This is a genomic window from Acaryochloris marina S15 (genome assembly GCF_018336915.1).
Taxonomy (GTDB): domain Bacteria; phylum Cyanobacteriota; class Cyanobacteriia; order Thermosynechococcales; family Thermosynechococcaceae; genus Acaryochloris; species Acaryochloris marina_A.
In genome coordinates this window covers 71,175-90,942 of record NZ_CP064921.1, presented here as the reverse complement: position 1 = coordinate 90,942, position 19,768 = coordinate 71,175, and the positions used below count along the sequence as shown (strand labels likewise).

Sequence of the window (19,768 nt, the reverse complement as noted above, 5' to 3'; positions counted from 1 at the left end):
GATAATTACTCGAAATAAACGATGAGGAATAATGATTCAATGAATCAGTTTCCAAAAATTTAAGAACTAGAAGATGAATAACAATAGTCAAATTAGAACAGCCAATCAAACTAACTTAATGCCATGACTTAGCCAGCTTTCAACTGATAAATTAAATGCCTTGAAAATGGTCTAATTGAATTGCAATATTCTATTTTTGTCTTTGTCTTTTTCCTTGAAGATTGATGACGGTGAGCCAAAGGAATCATGGGATGAATCCTCAGTTCTACCTTCTTTTTTTGGTAACGTCTTTCAGTTTTTCCCCGACATCGCCAACGATCTCCGCTGCGGCATCGGTGTTGATCAACTCCGCGAGGCGATCCGGGCCAATACCCCAGGAATTGAGCAATACAGTTAATGCCATGCCAAAAATAGTCCAAAAGACATTTCGGGCCATCCCTCAAACCTCCTGAATCAATCTGATGAATACTTACTCGTGAATCAAGTGACTTTCCACGATTCACAAAATGCCATAACCTTTGATACCAAGGAGAATGTTGTGCTGAGAGTTCAGTTAGACTCTGAGTATCAATTTCACGATCTGATTCTGGCAATACCTCTGTAGAGCCTTGAGATACTGTCAGTTGTGACTGGACTAGTCCAGTGTGGTTATTTCGATGAAGGTTTTTCAGTCGTTTTAGTTGAGTAACGACGATATTAAATATTTGAGATAATCCAGTTGCTAGAAAGATTTTGGCAAAGACAAAATTGCGCCATTCTAGTAGGGGGAGAGCTGGAAATTCGTTAATCTCACCTTGAAGGAACTTCCGCAGAAGTTCTAAAGCTTGCTTGTAGGTTTTCCGAACCTTTTTTGCAGGTAGCCCCAGAAAATCACTAATCTTTTGGAATGACAGCTCCTCCCAGTGGTACAGGTGTAAAATTTCTCGCTGTCGAGGATGTAGCCTGTCAACTAAATCTAATAGTTCTGAAGAGAGAGCGGGATCGAGGCTTCCTTGGCAATCGTCTGCTTGCTGATCCAATAGCTCAAGATTCTCCCGCTCCCCCGTGACACTATTCAGGGAAACAGGCTGAGAAATCTCTTGTAATGTCCTGATTCGCTTCTCTTTAATCTCGGTTGTTTCTGCTAGCTGGGCAACAGTCGCACCCTCCCCCAAAAAATCGGTTGCTTTCTTGAGCTTGGAAAGCTGCTCATAGGTTGATTTAGGCAGTCGAATATGATGTTTTTGACGGATGGCCTCTGACTGAAACTTATAGATCTTTCTTTCGCTATAGGTGCGTATATTGGCACCTTTTTCAGAATCCCATTGATCAATCGCTCGATTTAATCCCCAATACCCCTCATTAATCAACTCGCCATCATCTATACCTTTACGGGAAAATTGCCCTCCCCTAGAGCAGATCCAGGCAAGATTAGAGTAAATCACGGTTTGTCTAGCTTCATAATCCCCGTTTTGAGCTTTAATAATCAGCTCAGCTTCCCGCTCTGGAGAGAGGTCAGGGTATCGCGCCATAGTAGCGATGATGTCGGGTGGTGGTCGCAGCCCAGTGCCGTGGATCATAGGTCTTTACTCCGAATGAGGGTGTGGAGTGGGTGAGAAGGTGTTTTAAAAGTATTTGGCGCTTCCCGTATCTAGCTAATATCGGTCAGTGCTAAAGGGTTGAAGGTGCATTTAGAGACATCAAAGCAGACGCTCACCCCAAATCAAGTAAGGGTATTGATCAAATCCGTATAAGTACTATCAACACTGAGCTGAGAGTCTACATGGATGCCTTTTTGATCAGCTTCGGGAGAAGCCACACACTTATGCAGCGATATCGTCTAGAACGGCATCAGTATCAGGCATTTCACGAAACAGGTCGCAAACGTATTGCATGACATCCTGCACGGGAACACCATGAAAATTAATCTGGGATTGAACGTATGGACCTTGCGAGATCAAACCAATGCAGTCTTGATCCTGCATTGGCCAATCGCTGAGTATTGGGTTGTGGGCTATTTCTTGATCAATGGAGCTACTGAGTTCTGGATCGGTGCAGCCCAGTTTGAAGAGTTCTCCAAAAGTTCTTAATACTGGTAAGCCCAAGCTCTCTTGCGCTTGGATTGCCAATTCAACATACGTCTCTCGATACTGCTGCTGATAGACTTCTGTCGCCTCGTCTGGAGACACAGCGTTGAGATTGGGCACTGGAACAACAGTGACCTTTTGGGGATTAACAATTAACATGAAATTATCTCCTTATAGGGGAGTAGATCACGGTCTGGCTCGGTGGTACTTGACAGACCGTGGTTGTTTTTATACTTGAATACGGTTCAGCGATGAAACACACAACAGGAACGTTATTAAAAATTCCCGTTAGATTTGACTTTTAAAAAGTAAACCTGGCAAAGATATAACCTTTGCTGTTTTCTTGGGCGGTAGTGGAAGTACTAAAGTAAAAAACTTAGGTGAAGGAATAGTCGATTTATTTATCTGCACGTACTGTAGCGCCTACCCAGGAAGCACGTCAAAGCAAAAGATACAATCGGTTACAATTGCGAGTATTTTCAACAAGAATCACTGAAAGACAAAGCCTGAAAGTATTTCTATAAATACTTTTCAGGAGATGCATATCTCAAGAAGAACACCAAGCTAACAACTATTGATGCTTAGAGAAGGTAGCTCTAGCAACTCAAAAAAGAGAGGAGATTGCAAGCGAAACAACCGCAAAAAGAAACGGCTGATTATCCAATTTTTAAAATAATATTGAAGCTTCAGTATCTACCAATATTTCGTATCCCTGATACCAACACCATTGGCTCACCACAATCACCCTGTTGCCCCTGGGAACTGCTCATTTGACCTGTAACTCCCACGTATCCCAGGACCGGGAAGTAGTTCCAGTTCTTCCAGCGGTACAAGGATATCAACCTTGGGCGAGAACTGATCCAACCATTGCAGCCAGGCCCGCCCATCAGTGATGCTCTTGACCCGAAACCTTGAGCCGTCGCTCGTCCTACAGACGACATTCCCCCTTTCTATAGGAACCGATGAGGAATTCAAGGGGAATGGAATCACTTCATTCTCTGACGTGACACTCTCTACATCATCCAATGGATCTAAATCCATTTTATTGGCTACAACATCCCCTATATCTATACAATTTTGGGCTATAGCTGTTGCCGCTTCTTCCCCTTTGCTATCAGTAGTTTCAGCAGATTCTGAGCAATACTTATTTAATCTCTGGTCAATACAGGCCAAGAGGACGGTTTTGACCTCATTTATCTCAGGGGGATGGAAGAGATAACTACGCTTTCCTCGGTTCTCATCCCTAACCCAACTCTGCTCAGCTTGGGTGGTGCCTCCAATCAGCTTGGCGAGTCGTGCTACAAACTCCATCGATCCTTGTCGTCCCACTCTTCGGCGTAAGGCTGTGGATATCTTTCGACGTTTGCATTTTTTGTAAATCTCTTGAATCAGCTCTGAGTTTTCATTGAGGGCTGTCTCCCCTTCAAATAGTCGGAGTAAGCCAATGTCCTGCATGGCTTGGAGCATGGCAAAGTCACTGCGGATATCTGGGAGAAAAGGGGATTGTTCTTGCTCCATCAGTTGCTCCCAGCGTGTTCTACTGCGTTCTTGGGCTGCGTCCATGTGATTGAGTAGCCACCAACGTTCCAGGGATGGGATAAGAGTACGGTTCTTGAATAGCAGCTCTTTGATTAGCTCTGGTCCCCAAATTTCCGTAAGTTGGATACCAGGGAGCCGATGTTGCAGAAATGCTTTCTCACAGCTCCAGCGCTCGTCTAAGCTTGAACTCCAGCGAGACTTGATGCGTATGGCAGCTTCCATCGTGATGTCCTTTGCGTCATAAATAGTGGCGGCATCCGTGTCTAGGATGCGTTCTCTGATTTCTGTGGACTGAGCTTTGAGATGATCTGATTGCAGTTTGTCGATGATGGCGACATGGTGACCTGCCTCGATCAGGACAGCCTTGAGACAGTCCCATGTGTGCTGCTGTTCATAGTTAAGGGCCGCAGCCAGGATATTGTGTGTGGTTAGGTGGGGGTCATCGAGGGCTTGCAGTAGCTTTTGAAACCATTGTTGGGTGGCTGCTTCCCGATCTGTCCCGGTCATTGAGGCGATGGCATCGGCTTGAATGTAGTCCATCATCAGCTCTCTGACTCGTTTGGGAAAGGGAGAGCGATTGCCGTCATACTCTTCACTAAAGGCATACTTGCGGCACCAGATAGCAATCTCCCCCAGGTCACGGACCCGCTGCATCATCTGGGTCATGCTGGAGATCGGCAGTACCCCAAAGAAGAGGCCAAACCCTTTATAGAAATAGTTCTTGATACCTACACTCAGGCCACTCTCAGCCGTGGGACTGTAGATCAGAACCCGTGGTTGAGTTTCTTCTAGATAAGCGTCTGGATCTTTGAGGAAATCCTTAACCTCTGTACTGGCAGATGTTTTAGAATCCACCCGCAAAGTAGAATAGCCGTGCATCTCAAAGATTTCTTCTGCAATCTGGCATTGGCGTTGGGAGTCACTAAACAGCACGATGGACCGGGCGCAGTGTTCAGGAGATTGATCCAAAGAAACTAGGGTGTCCAGGGCAAGCTGGAGAACAGGCGATCTCTCGTCAATGGCTTTACCCTTACTGGTATAGGTTTTGTCGAGTAGTTCAATCCGCAACGTCTTCCGTTGGAAGGTATTGAGAACTTTAACGACTTTTCCCCCACCTCGTAATTGAGCCAGGTAATCCACGACGACATCAGAGTTATTGCCGTCCATTGGAATCACCAGGGCGGCACTCTCAATCGCAGATTGGAGCTTGGCTAGGCAATGGTCCCGCCTGCCGATAAGGGTGCCACTCATAAGGCTATGGAGGACGACGCTCAGGCTCTCGTCTAGGACAAGCACTTTACCTTCAAAGTCTTTATCTTCAAAGCGGCTGAGGGAATCGATACAGCAGGCAATCCGAGAATGGGGATCTGCCACGAGCTGATGGGCTGAGTCTGAGTGTAGATGATAGAAATTGGGCCAGCGCTCACAGGACTGGAGGAGCAAAGAATTCCGATGCCCGATCGCGACGGCTCCAATATCTACGCTGTCAAAGTATTGGCGTAACCATTCAGTCTTGCCCGTGCCCATTGCCGACTTAAGAGCATAGATATCAGCTTCTGCTAAATCTTGGGGATTGGCGGTAAACCATTGCTCATCAATGATTTGGGTGGGGGTGTATTGCCGGGATTTATCCCAGGTTTTTCGAGCCTGTTTCTCCTGCTGGATTCTCCACTGGTCTTGAATCGCAGCTTGGGCGAGTTGTAGATAGGCCGTAGGGGTAAGGTGCTGGATCTGGTCAATTTGGTCTAAGGGAAGCTCATCGATGTCGCAGTCATCGTCGTAGGAGACTTGCCCCCACCAGGCAACGATTAGGTTGTATCCCCACTCCTCAACCAGGGTAACGGTTTTCTCGATGGCTTTGGTGATGTGGGGGTTGGAAATATCGCCAGCATCCGGGTAAAAGATGATGGTTTCAGGAGCCAGTTCGTCTAGAGTCTCTTTCAATGTTTCGGGACTAGAGGCAAAGTTATTCCCTGCGGCTCCTATGAAGGAGATTCCTAGTCTCTGGCTTGCGAGGAAGGGTTTGAAGGTTACCGAGTCTACCAGTCCCACGGTAGTTGAACCCGAGACTTTGTGAACGGCGATGGGCTGCTCTCCGTTGGGGAGGTGTGGGCCAGCACCGGGAATGTCTAGTTTGTCACTGTCAGAGGAAACCCAAAAATAATTACTGCCAAAATCAGGCTTGATTTGTGCGCCAACAATTTCACCGTGGACATTTGGGATTGCAATACCCATTCCTTGGTAATACTTCCGTAGCTTGCCCGTAGATGGATTGATGCCAGGGAGGTTCAGGGGCAAGCCTGGTATCTGGGCATTGTCTTGCCAAGTCCAGAATAGGTTTTGCTCAATGGCGATATCAATCTGCTCATTCGTAAGTTCCCGTTTCTCTTGGAGATGCTGACGATGACGAGAACCCAGGCCCGCATTGGTGGCGATTCTGCGGAAGTGCCGATCTCGTTCTGGGGTGGGTAAGAGCTTGGCTAGTTTGGCTTGGCGCTCAGCTTCCTGGCGGGCTTGGCGTTCTAGATTCTTCTTCTGCCATTGGTCTTGGCTCTGGGCATTTCGGGCTGTCTCTGTGACAAACATGCCGAAGCCGTTGGTGTCGAAACCAACGAAGTGGTAACCGCTCTGGGTGTCAGTGCCTCGACAAAAGTAGATGCCTGAGTCTTCGGCGTCAGAAGGGTTAAAGGATTTTCTACAGTCAGGCTTGCCCCGTGAGCCATTGCAGATGGGACAGATATTGCCGTTACGGTTGCTATAGCGATGAAAGCTAGGCATGGGCTAGCTCCCAGGCATAGGATAGGGGGAGTGAAGTCATGGTTTTGTCCCTAGATGTAGTGAGTAGGGAGCCATTTGGTCAAAATTTCCATAGGAAACTTGACCAGTATGTGTCTTAAGGTAAAATAAACACACGGCTCCTTTGGAGGTCCGAACCCATGCCTAGCAAAAAAGCATCAAGTTCAAGTCCTCTGTTATTCAGAATGCTTGGACGCAAGAAGCCCTGACTCTTCGACCAGTCGGGGTTTTTTACGTTTAATGGACTTACATTGTTCTTACCTCCGTAATCTTTAAGTATTAGAGTACAAATACACTGAAAGCGTTGATCGATCAAGGGTTCAGCGTCTTTAAATACCGAGAGACACATCCCAAAACGAGTGGAGGAGTGTCAAGATATGTCTCATGAGTTGATTCTCACGAAAGGTTTGAGGACCGCAATAGCTTTTGCTACTGCCGATCGTAGGGAAAGTTAGTCAAAGCTTGGATAGTTTGGACAACGCTAGTCTTGTGGTTAGAAGCTAGGGAAAAGACTTGCTGAAGAAAGATACTCTTATATTCAGTAAAAAATACTTAACGTGATCTTACTACAAAATTTTGATAGGAGTTCGTCAGGATGTTCTAGGTGTGATTAATTTGTTTGTAAAGGTTTTTCAGTGTGCATAGTTATCAGCTAGGTGGATAATTTTTTCACTCTCTGGTTGATTGCTGCCCAAGCGGTAAGAGCATCTGTACAACGCTGGGGGTCAGGCTCAGCGCAGTAACAAGAGCAGAATAAGCTCTCCATTAAAATAAAGAGCAAGGGATCTGCAAGATTGACAACAACTATGGAATCATCGGCATCCGTTGTAGTGGAAAGACAATTTTCAATAATTTTTCTCAAATTTTTCAGATCTATATCCTCTCCATAGAAGGTGTGAAATAACAGTGTACTTTTAGCTTGTAGCGTTATAGCCTGTGTCCAGTCTTCCCTTTGTCTTGGAAAATATAGAAGTAATGCTACTTCAGGTGGGAAAAGTTTTAGAAACTTACTAGATGAGCCATCCCCGCAAAACAAATAATGAGATTTACCTAGTTTCCAGGTATCCCCCTCTTCAACTTTTATGGGTTGCTCCTTAAGGGGCTTAGGAGAAGCAGGTTGTTTCTTTGCTCGTGAGCGCTTAATAGACTTCTTTTGTTCAGGTTGAGGTCTATCGCGGATATTTGTTGTGTCCATCTCGAAAATAGTTCCACCTCTTTTCGCCAGGCGTACGAAAGGGTTTACATCTGATCCTTCTGTGTCATGGCTTGTCTGTTCTTCAGGAACGGATAGGCTTTTGCGTATACGTCCAACAAAACTGTTTGCGACTCCACAACGCCGTGCTATTTCTCGATCACTCCATTTCATCCATTCCTTATCACGAAGTAACCTTCTAACAGCCCGATGCTTGTCTGCATTTGTTCTTCGTAGTCCATGCGCTGCATTAGCTCCAACTGCGTATAGTACAGCATCTCGCTGTGTTCCGAGACGCACATCAGCAGTAACTTCTTTTGATCCTATGGCTTCTCTAGCACGTACTCTATGGAAACCATCAGCTAGCCAATACACTTCCCCATCGTAATAGATGATTACTGGAGGGAAAATCGCACCTTGCTGCATGTCTTCAGCATATTCAGCAACCACTTCTTCAAATAATTGAGCGCGAGGTTGGGTGCCGCCATCCATACGAATTTTTGCTATGGCCACAGACTGAATAGAAGGTTCGGATGGCATCAAGGGCTAGTGGTAGACAACAATATATCGCTATCTAAGCATCTAAACCTTCCTGATAATAGACAATTGAGAGAATTACAAGTCTTTTATTAAGATATGTTAGTTAGAGTTTCTGAACAATTAGTTGCAATAGTCTGTCCTCTCTTCCTTCTAGAGCGATTTGGTGATTGGTCCAAAAATTGTAGAGGCTCACTTTCGCCATCATACAAGATGTTCTCAAAAAACCTGTGTTTTTCTTCACTGCTATGTACATCACTAGGAGTCATCTTGGCACTTGTAGAGTAAAGTTTCGCATCGTATCGAGAACCAGGCCGCACCTCAGTCGAAATTTTTTGTTCAGCTATAACCTGCTTAGCCAGAAATCGATGAAATCCATCAGCTAACCAGTAACTATCGCCATCAAAAAAAACAACCACTGGTGGGAACTTAGTCCCTTGCCTCATTGCCTCAGCATATTTAGTAACCACCTCCTGATTAAGTTGTTGACGGGGTTGTATTTCATTATCAAGAGTTATATCTGATAGTTTCAGCTTGGTAAATGAATTATCAACTTCTAAATAGCTCATTAATTAAACTCCTGGTAGAAAATATATAAGTTGAAGACCTAAATAGATAGGACCTTAAGCTCATGATTGAAGACTTCAAAGGCTATAAAAATCATTGATATGAAAAATACACATCAGATCAGGTCAAAAAGAACTCATATGAATGCAGTATGAATAAAAGCTATTGACAGCGCAACTAACAACTTGTTGACGTTCTTGTTAACAAGTTGTTAGTTGCGCTGTCAATAGTTCTATGCAGATGAGTTTATCTTGCTAACAGTGCAGTAATGTATGAGCATAGGTAAGTTAAAAAATGAGACATAATTGCCTATAAAAGAATTAAGTAATTATTTGAATAACTACTAGCTCTATACATGAATAAGAGTATTTATGAAATATGTTGTATATCACAAAATAATTTTTATAAAATATGAATTTATTGAATAAATAAATGTATTTTCATCTAATTATTTATGTGTTAACTATAGAACTGTTTATATGGTACTCTTGTATTGAGTTTGTTGATTTCTATTACGGAGTATGGAAATACCCTATTCTCAATATAGAAATACTTCACCAGTGGATAAAGAGTGGGATCTTCAAAGATTGTACTCTGATTTAGAGATGGTGAATAAACGGAGCTTGTCAAATAGTGCCAAGCAATACTTAGAATGCACTTTGCTAGGACAATCTCCATCGAATATTGCTGAAACCTTTAATCCTGAAAGCAGACAATCATCAGGGACCATTAGAACGGTTTTGTCGAGAGATGTTTATCCTTGTTTAAGCTTATTATTAAACCTACCAGAAAATTATAGAATGCGCTGGAACAAAGTTCCAATTTTGCTGAGTCAGTATAAAATTAATAAGAAAGAAGCTTGTTCATCACCGACTTCTTATATTCACTATGAAAAGAGTCAAAATAACTATGTTGGCTCATGCCAGATCAAGTCAGATATTATTAGTGAACTTTTAAAAAAATATTTTCTGAAAAAAGGTTTTACTGAAGATTTTCTCAGCTCTAACACAAAAAGAATGAGTTTTAGAGATGAATGGCAATTAATTGTTAATAAGCTTGTGAGTGAAACAAGAGAAACTTTACTAGCAATGGTTTTAGATACTGAATTAAAGAAGTGGTGGTCATCTATTGCAGGAAAAATGTATATGGCGACTAATGTCAACCTGCTAAAAAATGGAGTTAAAATTAAACGAATATTTATCTTAAATTCATTAGATTTTAGAGTAAGAAATAATGCTATTATGAACGCATATTTACATGAAAAAATAGGTGTTGATGTTAAAATTTTAGACAATATCGATTGCAAAATAAAAATGTTTGTCGATGCAGATATGATATCTGTACATGATAAAGAATTAATAGCTTTATATTACCTTTCTGAAAATTGTGAGATTACAGAACTTCTTCTAGACTATTGCTCTATTTCAGCCTTCAGCTCTTTCTATGATGAATTATTTGATGATGATAGATTATGTGAAGATGTTGATAAAATAATATCTACTAGCAATTTGAGTAGTTCGTTCTTTTCTGATATTGAAAATCAAATTAGCTATTTAAATAGAATTAGTTGCTCGACATCTGTTAAAGAATTTCTTGGAATATTACCTAATTGATCATATGAAAAGTACAGAGCTAAAAACAGGAAGAACTTTTGGTGTTACTTTCGAACATCAATCAGATTTTTTTCAAGAGCTTTCAAGCTTTTGTAAAGAAAATAAAGTAAATCAAGGATATATCCCAATGTTTATTGCTGGATTCTCAGAAGTAGAATTAGTGGGAACTTGCAGCAAGGTTGATGATGTCAATGCTCCAGTATGGGATAAGGTGCACTTAAACAATGTAGAAGCTTGTGGATGTGGTACTATTGCCTATGATTCTGACGAAGATAAAATATCTCCTCATATTCATGTTAGTACTGGGATAAAAAACTATTCTGCCTCTGGGCATACAAGTCATCTATTAAGTGCTAAAGTACTTTTTTTGGTTGAAATGCTTATTGTAGAAGTTCTACAACCTGACATGAGAAGAGTCGTTAATCCAAATTTATATAATATTGGTTTGCTTCAGTTTGTTTAATTATTTTCAAAATTACTCTACTTCTTGGGCTTAATGAAATGAAAGTAGGTTTTATACAGTTCTCACCTATTCTCGGTAAGCCAACTCAAACTTTAGAACGCCTAGAATACCTAATTGATAAAGGCAAAAATTCAGATATTCTTGTGTTACCAGAATTGTGTAATTCTGGATATGCTTTTAACTCTAGGCAACAAGCTCTAGACTTAAGTGAATCTATCACGGATAGTAAATTTATTCGTTTTCTTCACGAAAAGTCTAATGACTACAATTTGTATATTGTTTCAGGTTTTTGTGAAAAATCTAATAATGATTTGTATAATTCTTCTATTCTAGTTGGACCAAATGGATATATAGAAGTTTATAGAAAGTCACATCTTTTTCTAAATGAGAAAGATTTTTTCTCTCCTGGGAATACAGATTATTCTGTATATGATATTGGTATTTGTAAAATTGGGATGTTGATTTGTTTTGATTGGGTGTTCCCTGAAGCATGGAGAATTCTTGCTCTTAAAGGGGCCGATATTATTTGTCATCCCTCAAATATTGTTTTACCTGGTTTGTGCCAAAAGACCATACCTGGACATTCAATATGCAATCGAATTTTCGTCGTGACGGCTAACCGTATAGGTACTGAGAGAGATCTTACGTTTACAGGAAGCTCAATTATTTGTGACCCCAAAGGTAATATTTTGACCCAAGCTTCGAATAATCAAGAAGAAGTAATGATCTCAGACATTGATTTGAGTCTAGCTAGGGATAAATCAATTACATCAAGGAATAATCTTTTCCTTGATAGGCGACCAGATAAGTACTTAGATATAGCAAAAGCAGTTGAAGAATCAGTATAGGTACCAACTAGTTCTGATTTTTTAATAAGTAATTACATTCTTTCCTAAATTAATCTGGACTGTGGATTTGGATAATCTTATCAACGATTAAACTTACTTGCTGTTTCACAAGTTCTTACATTGCCCATCTTATGAGTCACCTTGTTTATCTTAAGTCGACCTTGCCAAATCAATTGGTTGACAGCTTGCAATGCTTTGTGAGCTTTCTTACCAATATCACCCCAATAGAGTGCCTTGAGATTCCCGTAAGGTCACCCTCCCGTAACAGATCCATGGCAATGACAAATTCCGCGATGGCACGTCTTTCCTGAGTGTATCGCAAGGATTTTTCTAGGAGTATTCCTTGGAAAGCTCAACTATTCATAATGTCTATGATCTTAAGTCTGGGCAAGGGTTGTATGACGTTTCCTGGCAAGAAACCTAAATTTCACCCAAAGCCTCACTTCATACACTAGAATAGCCGCAAGTCTGTCCCTAGTGAGGTTTCCTATGCCCTCTGCAACTATCGACAAGCTCAACCAACTCAAAGTTCAGCTTGAGCAGTGCAACAACGAAACTGCTGCCCTTCTCCTAAAACGAACGATTGCGAAACTCGAATCTCAGCTTCAGATAGAACAACTCACAACAGGTTCTGCCAAAGCACCATCAAAAGAAATACCAAAAGCCTCTCAGGCTAGTACCAAACGTCAATCCACAGACCAGGATCAGGCCAAGGGAAAACCCAAAGCAACACCCCAGCAACAGCAGGCGACAAAAACTCCCCAGGCAAAATCTAAGCAGCGAAAGCAGCGAAATAAGAGACAGCCTCTGCTCTCTGGCAATGGCACCCATCGGGCCTGGTGCCGACTTCCGGGAATCATCCGGGTTCAGGAGGTTGAGGGGAGAAGGAACGACCCAATTACTTTCTAGAGCTTGACGGTCATCAGATTCCCTTGAGAGTAAAGCATCGATTCGCAAAATTTACTAAAGCCGCCTTGGATAGACCCTTGATGGTCAAATGCTATCCCCAGATTATTGATGGTCAAATATTCTTCACACAATTCGCAGGGGCGATTGAGGTAACCCCTGAGAAGCCTGAAGCTTGGGTGTTGATCGGAGTGTGGAATGCACACAAGCAAAGAGTCTTAGTCCAGCGTGATCAGAAGCTGGATAACAATAGGAGGATTCTTCAGCACTCACCTCTGATCAGTGAGGAGTGCTTGGAGAAGTTGGAGGATAGAAAACTCTATCGTTTTGAGTGTCAGCGAAAAGGAGTCACGGTCACGGTGGTGGGTGTGGAAGCTGTTATAAGTGAAGCGGAGAAATCTGATCAGGTAATCTCATAGCCCTAAAACAATTGAGCTATGAGATCAGATTCCATTAATTCAAATTAGCTCTACCAGCGGTTACCACCACCACCTCTATTTTCACGGGGCTTTGCCTTATTCACTTTCAGGGTACGTCCCATCCATTCAGCCCCCTCTAGTTCATCGATGGCTTTAGCTTCTTCGGTATCATCACCCATCTCGACAAAACCAAATCCTCTAATCCGCCCTGTTTCGCGGTCAGTCGGAAGCTTGGCACTTTTTACGGTTCCATATTCAGCAAAAACTGAGCCTAGGTCTTTCTCCGTAACGTCATAGGAAAGGTTACCAACGTAAATAGACATGAATTAATTCCCAAAATCAATAATGTGTAGAGATATAGATTTCGGTGCGTGGCCTTGAAAATTGAACTGGAAAAAATCAAGCAATTCTGAAAACTAACGGGAACCCGATACTAATTATCTCAGTGAATATGCTAACCGATCCCCATATTAGATGTTGGTTGAAGCAGAAATCTTTACAGAGACTCTGGTTTATGATGAATGACTATTTGTGAGTAACTCAATTAGATTGCTTTATTGAGAAAATCATTGTGAGTTCTCCACAGGTTAGCCACAATATATCTAAAGTTCTCCACAGCCTACAGGCTGTTTTCCACAAGTTCCAACGGCAGGATAAGGTTTTTGGCTTTTTCTGTGGAAAATCATATAAGTTTGAATCAGTCTAATCCATTAGTGTGTATAGGTTAGAGTTCAATTCAATTTCCTCAAAATGAATTTGACATTCACGCATGTTGATCGCAAGATGGTGTTCCCAGGCTTAAGTGCGTGCGCTCAATATTGAGCAAGCTATAGGGCCGAAGAACGTTCTTCGACACTGACTTGTTTGATAAAAGAGGGCATCTATTTGCGTGCTTAATTTTTTGGTTTTTAGACCATCACTACCGACCTCACTGTTGTTCAAGGATGACCGAATTTATGTCCACAACAATAAGTATTCTGGCCGATATCCCTGAAGAGCTTCATGATGCCTTGAAAGGTTATCTAGACACCCATCCTGACTGGGATCAAGATCGGGTTTTTTCTGCGGCACTATCGCTATTTCTGATGCAGTATGGGCAATCAGACCGCAGAACAGCTCGTATTTACTTAGATAGTCTGTTTAAGAAAGATTTGCCAACTGCTTGTTAATGCCTACCCCCTAGCTAATCTCCAGTCTGACCATCCACCTAACCCCCGAACACCTTGGATTCCTCACCTACCTTTACCCCAATGATGATCCTGAAGATGCATTGATCAAGCTCCTAGATCGTGCCAGGAGCCGAGCCATCCGTAGAGCTGAGCAATAGGTGAGGGTCTTGTACCCAGGCCAGGAGGAACCCGTGAGCTTGGCTGGTGGTGTGGTGGAGAATCCGATTGGGGCATTGCAGGAGTTATGCCAGCGTCAGCAAATCTCTATGCCCAGATATGAGTTTGAGGTGATACCGGAAGGATTTCGATGTGCAGTGCGGGCGATGGGACTGGAGGGAGTTGGTGAGGGTTTGTCTAAGAAACAGGTGAAGGTGGAGGCTGCGGTAGGGGTGTTGGAGAGCAATCGGAAGTCAAAATTATGAGCCATACGATAGTGGGTCGATCTTGAGCTGTTGAAGGATAGCTATACTTAAGGCGATGCAGTTGCCCATCTTCATAAGCACTTAACCTTGAATAAACAAAATCTGTCCAGCAGTAATTTAGTACCGCTTATTAGTGTGGCATTAGTCACTCTGGTTATTGGGTTGAGTAGTTTTTTTGTGATCAATCCCGGTCAAGCTGGAGTTGTCAGTATCTTAGGGAAAGCAAGGGATATCGGATTTTTGGAAGGGATTCACTTCAAGCCTCCGTTAATATCCACTGTAGATATCTATGACCTGACGGTGCAGAAGTTTGAAGTACCAGCACAAAGTTCAACCAAAGACCTGCAAGATTTGAATGCCCGTTTCGCGATCAATTTTCGGCTTGATCCGATTCAAGTGGTGGAAATTCGTAGAAAGCAAGGCACCTTAGAAAATATTGTAACCAAAATCATCGCCCCCCAAACCCAGGAATCCTTCAAAATTGCTGCATCAAGGAAAACCGTTGAAGAAGCGATTACCCAGAGAACGGAGCTGAAACAAGACTTTGATGATGTGTTAGGTGAACGGCTAGGTAAATACGGCATCATAGTTCTAGATACCAGCGTGGTTGATTTAGATTTCTCACCTGAATTTGCCAAGTCTGTCGAAGATAAGCAAATCGCTGAACAACGAGCAAAAAAGGCGGTTTATATCGCTCAAGAAGCAGAACAGGAAGCGCAGGCAGAAATTAACCGAGCTAAGGGGAAAGCAGAAGCACAAAGACTACTCGCTGAAACCTTAAAAGCTCAAGGTGGTGAGTTGGTGTTGCAAAAAGAAGCCATTCAAGCTTGGAGAGAGGGAGGGTCCCAAATGCCAAGAGTGTTAGTTAGTGGAGGAAAAGATCAATCTAGTATTCCCTTTCTTTTGAATACAAAGTAAATGAGGATTGTCACTACTCAATCTCAGCGGGGAAAAATTTAATATTGTCAAGTAGCCTTGCTCAATATTATCGGAAGTTGCTTCCAGCGAACTCGCTTTAAGCCTTCCATAATCCAGTCATCATCACTAGTATCCAGAGTATCCATCAAATGTTGGACAAGTTGTTGAAGGGTGTGAGTCTGATCTTCTTTTAGGGTGGTTTTCAAAGCTGGAGCAAATAACAAGGACGGGTGTAGCTTTGATTGATAAATCAAAATGGGTTGATCGACTTTCTGTATGGATTTAGAGCAATTGGGACAAGGATGTGTCTGAAAACTGCCCTCAATTATGCTATGGATCGAGTCTGGTTGAGAACCCTGGTCCAAAATCAACCAGACATCAACTGTCACCATCTGGTTGCAATGAGGACAATGTACTTCAGTAGGTCTGGAATAAGAGTAGTCCACCAAACTCTCCTCAAATAGTGAGTATATTAACCATAAACAGATGTGTTTATGTCAGTACCCGGTAGTTTGAGGTTAACTGAGGTAATAGGGTAAACGAGTATAACAATAGAAAAATTATCGTACCCTGGTTTCACTGGACCAGGGTACGATAGCTGAGTTTGCCTATCTACGATCAGGTCTTCTTGCGAGACTTCTGACCCTTGGTTGTATCTGAGTTCGTAGGGCCAACATTTTTACTGGGATCGTAGACATAGCACATGTTCTTTTTAGGTACTTTGTTCCAACGATTCTGATCAACACCTCGATACATAGTGGTTTTCATCCTTGCCCGCTCAGCTTGATGTTGCTCTGGGGTCAACTTACCAAACAATATCAAGCTCAAGTCATCGGTATGCATGACTTTACCAGGATTCTCCTGCAGGATCTGAGCAATGGCTTTAGTCTTGTTCATCTGGTCATAAGGCTTGTTCATCTTTAGAGGACTGGATGAAGACTGGCTCGGTTTTTTCTGATTCTTCTTTTTAGTCTCTGTCTGGGATGCAGCTTTTTTGGAGGCCGAAGACTGTTTCTGTGAAGACGAGCGTGAAGCTTTTGGAGCAACTATCTTGGGCTTTTCTTCAGCTTTGGGTTCTACCTTTTTAGTATCTTTTGGAGCTGATGCTGTTTTCTTAGATGCTGGAGATTTTCTTTTCCCAGATGAGGGTGAAGCTTTCGGGGTAACTTTCTTTGGAGTAGCTTCAGCTTTAGATTCTACTTTTCCCTTTGTCTTTGGAGTTGACGCTGGTTTCTTCGGAGTTGTAGATTTCTTCTTTGAAGCAGCTTTTGGAGCAGTTTTCTTGGGTTTAGATTCAGCTTCAGATTTTACAGTATCAGCCACTTTTGAGGCTGGAGCTTCTGGTGGTATTGAATCTGCTTCACCCTGCAGGATTGAAAGGATATCTGAGCCTAACAATGGATCTTCAATCAACGTATCTAGAGACGTGATTTTGGTCTTGAGTTGATTTGTTTGAGCTTCAAGTTCAGCCAGTGTTTGTTGGTAGTGGGTCTTTAACTCAAGAAGTACTTCAGAATATTTGTTGTCAGTGGCCATAGGTTGTCGGAGATCAGTATAGTTTCAGCAAAGTGTAAGAATGCTATGAGTTAGCATTCCCAGAGTATGATTCACTTGATCTAATCATTAATGAGACTATCTTGGCGATTTTTGGAGCGTTTTGCCCCTCTCGGGCCGCTTTGATATCCAATATTAAGAAAAGGCCAATAAGTATCTACTGTATTGAGTTCACAATTATCCTGATAGAAGTTGGTTGGGGGGTTTCATTGTTGAACTGAGGGCAGGATTGTGGCCAAACGAAAAACCAAGCAACGTCAAAGGTCAGCGTCAACGAGCCCATCTTCCAAATTTGAGAAGCTAGAGAGGCAGCTGCAAACGCAAGTTCAACGTCAAAACTATCGCCAAGCCTTAGACAAGCTGAAGCAAATTCATCGTTCCTATCCCGAAGCACAGATTAGTCAGTCAGAATCCCAACTATGGCTGCTGCAGGGTCAGCAGGAATATGACCAAGGCGACTATTCTCAAGCTGAAGTTTCTTTGCGGAAGGCACTCACTCTTGGTCATGCTGGTGAGGGACATTATTGGCTAGCCAAATGCCTTTTAGCCTCAGATCAGATAGAGGCTGCATTAGCCCTTATTCAGAAAGCCTTTGAGGAGAAAGTATTACCTAAAAACTATGCAGGGTGCTATTTGAAACTCTTATTCCTCAATGAGGATATTGAAGCAATTCAAGACCTGATCACCCATCAATCCAAACGGTTCTATGCTGCTCAATTGCATTGGGCCAGAGGGGTGTTAGCCTTAGCTGCTGAAGATCCTCAAAAAGCGATCACGTCTTTCAAGAAAATGGATCGCAGAGCCGTAACTCCGGGAGATAATCAGTCCGTTTGGATTGCCTACACCCAGCAGCAGTTAGGTCACTGGGAAATCTCAGAGAGTATCTTAGGACTGAAGCCGTATTCTCCCTTCAGTGCCCTACGATTCAATTCAGGTATAACTCCTCAGCACCCCGCCCTTGAACGACTTGCCATCAGGCAAGCGTTAGATCAACAACAATCCCTTCTCCCTTTAATTGAGCGAGATGGTCACCTTCATTCGGATCGGTCCTTAGCCATTGTCCTTGAAGCCCTCTATCTGATTGACCAATCTGACTACCATGAAGCTGCCCATCTAATTCAGCGATTGCCACAACCCTGCTTAGACTATCCTGATGTCGATATTCTTAGACGACCACTATTGCTGCTAGCAGGGGAACAAGCCCTCCAGAATCGTCAACCCCAATGTACGATCACCTTTTGGGAAGACCTGATTGAATCAGACCCCTTTGACCCCAAATTAGCCCTAAAGCTCCATCTGGTCTATCAAGAGACTGAACGCTTCCCTCAACGTCAGCATCTACTCAGTCGCCTCTTAGATTGGGTTAAGACCACTGCCCGAGCAGACTCCCAAGCTTGGCCCGAAACTCGTACTCAACCCATACTGGCGAAACTTTATTGCTGGCAGACGGATTTATGGATGGAGATGGGGAATTCCAAACAGGGGATACGAACGCTGAAACAAGCTGAACAGATGTCTCCCACATCTGCAGAGGTCATGGGTCGCCAAGGCTTAATGGCATTTGCGAAGAATCAACTCGACCAAGCTATTCCTTTGCTAACGGAAGCCTTAAGTGAGGGATGTACCTATGGCGATGTTTACTTTGCCCTGATTGAATCCTTCGAAGAACAAGGAGAAGACCAAGCCATTCGCGAAGCCCGTCAACAATTTGGTAAATCATTCGGGGATCTAGAGATCGAGCCAGAGCTAGGCATTCCCTGGTGGCAAGAAGCCCTGTCCACCCAAAATTATCGGGTCTTTGCCCAGCTCGTGATGTCCAGAGAAGCCAGTCAAGACCCCGCATTGCAAGCCTGCCAGATTTTTGTGGAATCCGTTGAGGACGAACCCAACGCTGCGGGTCGGGTCACATTAGTCCAATCATCCGCTACCCCAAAATGGGCTCGTTTGTTAAAAACATCATCCCCTCAAGAGCAGATTCAGCCCCTGCAAGCGATTTTTCTTAGTCTTAAGCTCTTTGCCAAGCGACTCAAAGGGATTGCTGCCTTGGAGAGCCAGTATTTGCAGCAACACTTTGCCCTAGGCGAGCAGTATCCAGAAGTACAAGAGGCTCATCTTGTTCTCCTAGTTGTCAAAGGATTAGCTGCAGAACGCTTACATATGGCCCTTCAACTCTATCTAAATCAGTCCCCCCAACCTGGAACAGCCTTAGCCCGTATCCAGCTGCAAGCTCGGTACTATATCCAAACAGACGTCCTCCGTCCTCTGATTGACACGGCCCTCAGCCAAGACGCCCAGAATCCTCAATTACTCCTAGCGAAAGCGACGACCTTTGACATTGAGAGTCAAGCTTACCAAAACTGGCATGAGCAAGGGTTTGAACTGGCTCGACGGTTACAAGATGCTCCGGCACTGCAAGCCTATCGTGCCGAAGAAGCTTTTCAGTCAGGGATGATGGCCCAAGCCGTCTTTCCCGACTTGACCAATTTCAGTGAATCCGGCGAAATAGACCTGACAGATATGATGCGTAAGATGGCGCAGCAAATGTTTGGCTCAGAAATTCCACCCGAACTCTTGGAAAGGATGTTGCCAGAATTAGTAGATCGGATGATGGATGATCTCCCTGATTTTGGGGATGAAGATGATGATTACTTCTTTGAGCCAGATCCCCTGAATGCAGGCTTACCCTTTGGTCGGTCGCGCTCCAAGAGCAAGCCGAAAAAAACAAAACGTGGATTTCAATTCTAAGAACTTGGCGAGGA

17 protein-coding genes are annotated in these 19,768 nt (G+C 43.2%); 9 read left to right on the top strand and 8 right to left on the bottom strand.

The features are described 5' to 3' along the window. Nucleotides 1–128: 128 nt before the first annotated feature. The 5 genes from I1H34_RS00365 to I1H34_RS00345 all read right to left on the bottom strand — a co-directional run bounded on the left by I1H34_RS00365 (nt 129) and on the right by I1H34_RS00345 (nt 8,699). The gene (locus I1H34_RS00365) at nt 129–1,559 is read right to left on the bottom strand and encodes a sigma-70 family RNA polymerase sigma factor (RefSeq protein ID WP_212661533.1); all 1,431 of its coding nucleotides are present in this window, start codon (nt 1,557–1,559) and stop codon (nt 129–131) included. 243 nt (nt 1,560–1,802) lie between these two features. Then, a complete protein-coding gene (locus I1H34_RS00360) occupies nt 1,803–2,225 on the bottom strand; it encodes a hypothetical protein (protein WP_212661532.1) in 423 nt (140 codons plus the stop codon). A 582-nt stretch (nt 2,226–2,807) separates the two neighbouring features. Then, the gene (locus I1H34_RS00355; RefSeq protein ID WP_212661531.1) at nt 2,808–6,383 is read right to left on the bottom strand and encodes a plasmid replication protein, CyRepA1 family; all 3,576 of its coding nucleotides are present in this window, start codon (nt 6,381–6,383) and stop codon (nt 2,808–2,810) included. A gap of 670 nt (nt 6,384–7,053) precedes the next feature. Next, complete coding sequence (locus I1H34_RS00350) at nt 7,054–8,085, bottom strand: streptomycin biosynthesis regulator (protein ID WP_396124521.1); 1,032 nt, start codon at nt 8,083–8,085, stop codon at nt 7,054–7,056. A gap of 137 nt (nt 8,086–8,222) precedes the next feature. Then, nucleotides 8,223–8,699 carry a ParB N-terminal domain-containing protein gene (locus I1H34_RS00345; RefSeq protein WP_212661529.1) on the bottom strand — a complete coding sequence of 159 codons (477 nt, stop codon included), beginning with the start codon at nt 8,697–8,699 and terminating at the stop codon, nt 8,223–8,225. Between the two features lie 519 nt (nt 8,700–9,218). Here I1H34_RS00345 and I1H34_RS00340 point away from each other — a divergent pair. From I1H34_RS00340 to I1H34_RS31975, 5 genes are all read left to right on the top strand, one after another. Further along, nucleotides 9,219–10,310 (top strand): hypothetical protein, encoded by a 1,092-nt coding sequence (locus I1H34_RS00340; RefSeq protein WP_249369175.1) that lies wholly within the window; start codon nt 9,219–9,221, stop codon nt 10,308–10,310. Nucleotides 10,311–10,314: 4 nt separating this feature from the next. Then, nucleotides 10,315–10,773 carry a PPC domain-containing DNA-binding protein gene (locus I1H34_RS00335; protein ID WP_212661528.1) on the top strand — a complete coding sequence of 153 codons (459 nt, stop codon included), beginning with the start codon at nt 10,315–10,317 and terminating at the stop codon, nt 10,771–10,773. 38 nt (nt 10,774–10,811) lie between these two features. Continuing rightward, nucleotides 10,812–11,621 (top strand): nitrilase-related carbon-nitrogen hydrolase, encoded by an 810-nt coding sequence (locus I1H34_RS00330; protein ID WP_212661527.1) that lies wholly within the window; start codon nt 10,812–10,814, stop codon nt 11,619–11,621. A 489-nt stretch (nt 11,622–12,110) separates the two neighbouring features. After that, nucleotides 12,111–12,530, top strand: coding sequence for a hypothetical protein (locus I1H34_RS31980; protein ID WP_249369174.1), 420 nt, complete (start codon nt 12,111–12,113; stop codon nt 12,528–12,530). Nucleotides 12,531–12,610: 80 nt separating this feature from the next. Further along, nucleotides 12,611–12,946: a hypothetical protein gene (locus I1H34_RS31975; protein WP_249369173.1), complete on the top strand. Its 336-nt coding sequence runs from the start codon at nt 12,611–12,613 to the stop codon at nt 12,944–12,946. A gap of 50 nt (nt 12,947–12,996) precedes the next feature. Here I1H34_RS31975 and I1H34_RS00320 read toward each other — a convergent pair whose 3' ends face one another. After that, entirely contained in the window at nt 12,997–13,269 is a 273-nt protein-coding gene (locus tag I1H34_RS00320; RefSeq protein ID WP_212661526.1) for an RNA recognition motif domain-containing protein, read from the bottom strand. A gap of 633 nt (nt 13,270–13,902) precedes the next feature. Here I1H34_RS00320 and I1H34_RS00315 point away from each other — a divergent pair. The 3 genes from I1H34_RS00315 to I1H34_RS00305 all read left to right on the top strand — a co-directional run bounded on the left by I1H34_RS00315 (nt 13,903) and on the right by I1H34_RS00305 (nt 15,455). Then, nucleotides 13,903–14,115, top strand: a complete 213-nt coding sequence (locus tag I1H34_RS00315; protein ID WP_212661525.1) for a DUF2811 domain-containing protein — start codon at nt 13,903–13,905, stop codon at nt 14,113–14,115. Between the two features lie 191 nt (nt 14,116–14,306). Further along, nucleotides 14,307–14,537 (top strand): dsRNA-binding motif domain-containing protein, encoded by a 231-nt coding sequence (locus I1H34_RS32900; protein WP_315874836.1) that lies wholly within the window; start codon nt 14,307–14,309, stop codon nt 14,535–14,537. 87 nt (nt 14,538–14,624) lie between these two features. Continuing rightward, nucleotides 14,625–15,455: a prohibitin family protein gene (locus tag I1H34_RS00305; RefSeq protein ID WP_212661524.1), complete on the top strand. Its 831-nt coding sequence runs from the start codon at nt 14,625–14,627 to the stop codon at nt 15,453–15,455. Nucleotides 15,456–15,502: 47 nt separating this feature from the next. Here I1H34_RS00305 and I1H34_RS00300 read toward each other — a convergent pair whose 3' ends face one another. Both I1H34_RS00300 and I1H34_RS33230 read right to left on the bottom strand, forming a co-directional pair. Beyond that, nucleotides 15,503–15,901 (bottom strand): CpXC domain-containing protein, encoded by a 399-nt coding sequence (locus I1H34_RS00300; protein ID WP_249369172.1) that lies wholly within the window; start codon nt 15,899–15,901, stop codon nt 15,503–15,505. A gap of 172 nt (nt 15,902–16,073) precedes the next feature. After that, nucleotides 16,074–16,991 (bottom strand): hypothetical protein, encoded by a 918-nt coding sequence (locus I1H34_RS33230; protein ID WP_212661523.1) that lies wholly within the window; start codon nt 16,989–16,991, stop codon nt 16,074–16,076. Between the two features lie 249 nt (nt 16,992–17,240). On the opposite strand from I1H34_RS33230, the gene I1H34_RS00290 reads away from it, so the two are divergent. Continuing rightward, on the top strand, nt 17,241–19,754 hold the full coding sequence (locus tag I1H34_RS00290) for a tetratricopeptide repeat protein (RefSeq protein WP_212661615.1): 2,514 nt from the start codon (nt 17,241–17,243) through the stop codon (nt 19,752–19,754). Nucleotides 19,755–19,768 lie beyond the last annotated feature (14 nt).

Coding starts and splice junctions, on each gene's coding strand:
- I1H34_RS00365 (WP_212661533.1), bottom strand. CDS start 1,559: ATGATCCACGGCACTGGGCTGCGACCACCACCCGACATCATCGCTACT.
- I1H34_RS00360 (WP_212661532.1), bottom strand. CDS start 2,225: ATGTTAATTGTTAATCCCCAAAAGGTCACTGTTGTTCCAGTGCCCAAT.
- I1H34_RS00355 (WP_212661531.1), bottom strand. CDS start 6,383: ATGCCTAGCTTTCATCGCTATAGCAACCGTAACGGCAATATCTGTCCC.
- I1H34_RS00350 (WP_396124521.1), bottom strand. CDS start 8,085: ATGGATGGCGGCACCCAACCTCGCGCTCAATTATTTGAAGAAGTGGTT.
- I1H34_RS00345 (WP_212661529.1), bottom strand. CDS start 8,699: ATGAGCTATTTAGAAGTTGATAATTCATTTACCAAGCTGAAACTATCA.
- I1H34_RS00340 (WP_249369175.1), top strand. CDS start 9,219: ATGGAAATACCCTATTCTCAATATAGAAATACTTCACCAGTGGATAAA.
- I1H34_RS00335 (WP_212661528.1), top strand. CDS start 10,315: ATGAAAAGTACAGAGCTAAAAACAGGAAGAACTTTTGGTGTTACTTTC.
- I1H34_RS00330 (WP_212661527.1), top strand. CDS start 10,812: ATGAAAGTAGGTTTTATACAGTTCTCACCTATTCTCGGTAAGCCAACT.
- I1H34_RS31980 (WP_249369174.1), top strand. CDS start 12,111: ATGCCCTCTGCAACTATCGACAAGCTCAACCAACTCAAAGTTCAGCTT.
- I1H34_RS31975 (WP_249369173.1), top strand. CDS start 12,611: ATGGTCAAATGCTATCCCCAGATTATTGATGGTCAAATATTCTTCACA.
- I1H34_RS00320 (WP_212661526.1), bottom strand. CDS start 13,269: ATGTCTATTTACGTTGGTAACCTTTCCTATGACGTTACGGAGAAAGAC.
- I1H34_RS00315 (WP_212661525.1), top strand. CDS start 13,903: ATGTCCACAACAATAAGTATTCTGGCCGATATCCCTGAAGAGCTTCAT.
- I1H34_RS33230 (WP_212661523.1), bottom strand. CDS start 16,991: ATGGCCACTGACAACAAATATTCTGAAGTACTTCTTGAGTTAAAGACC.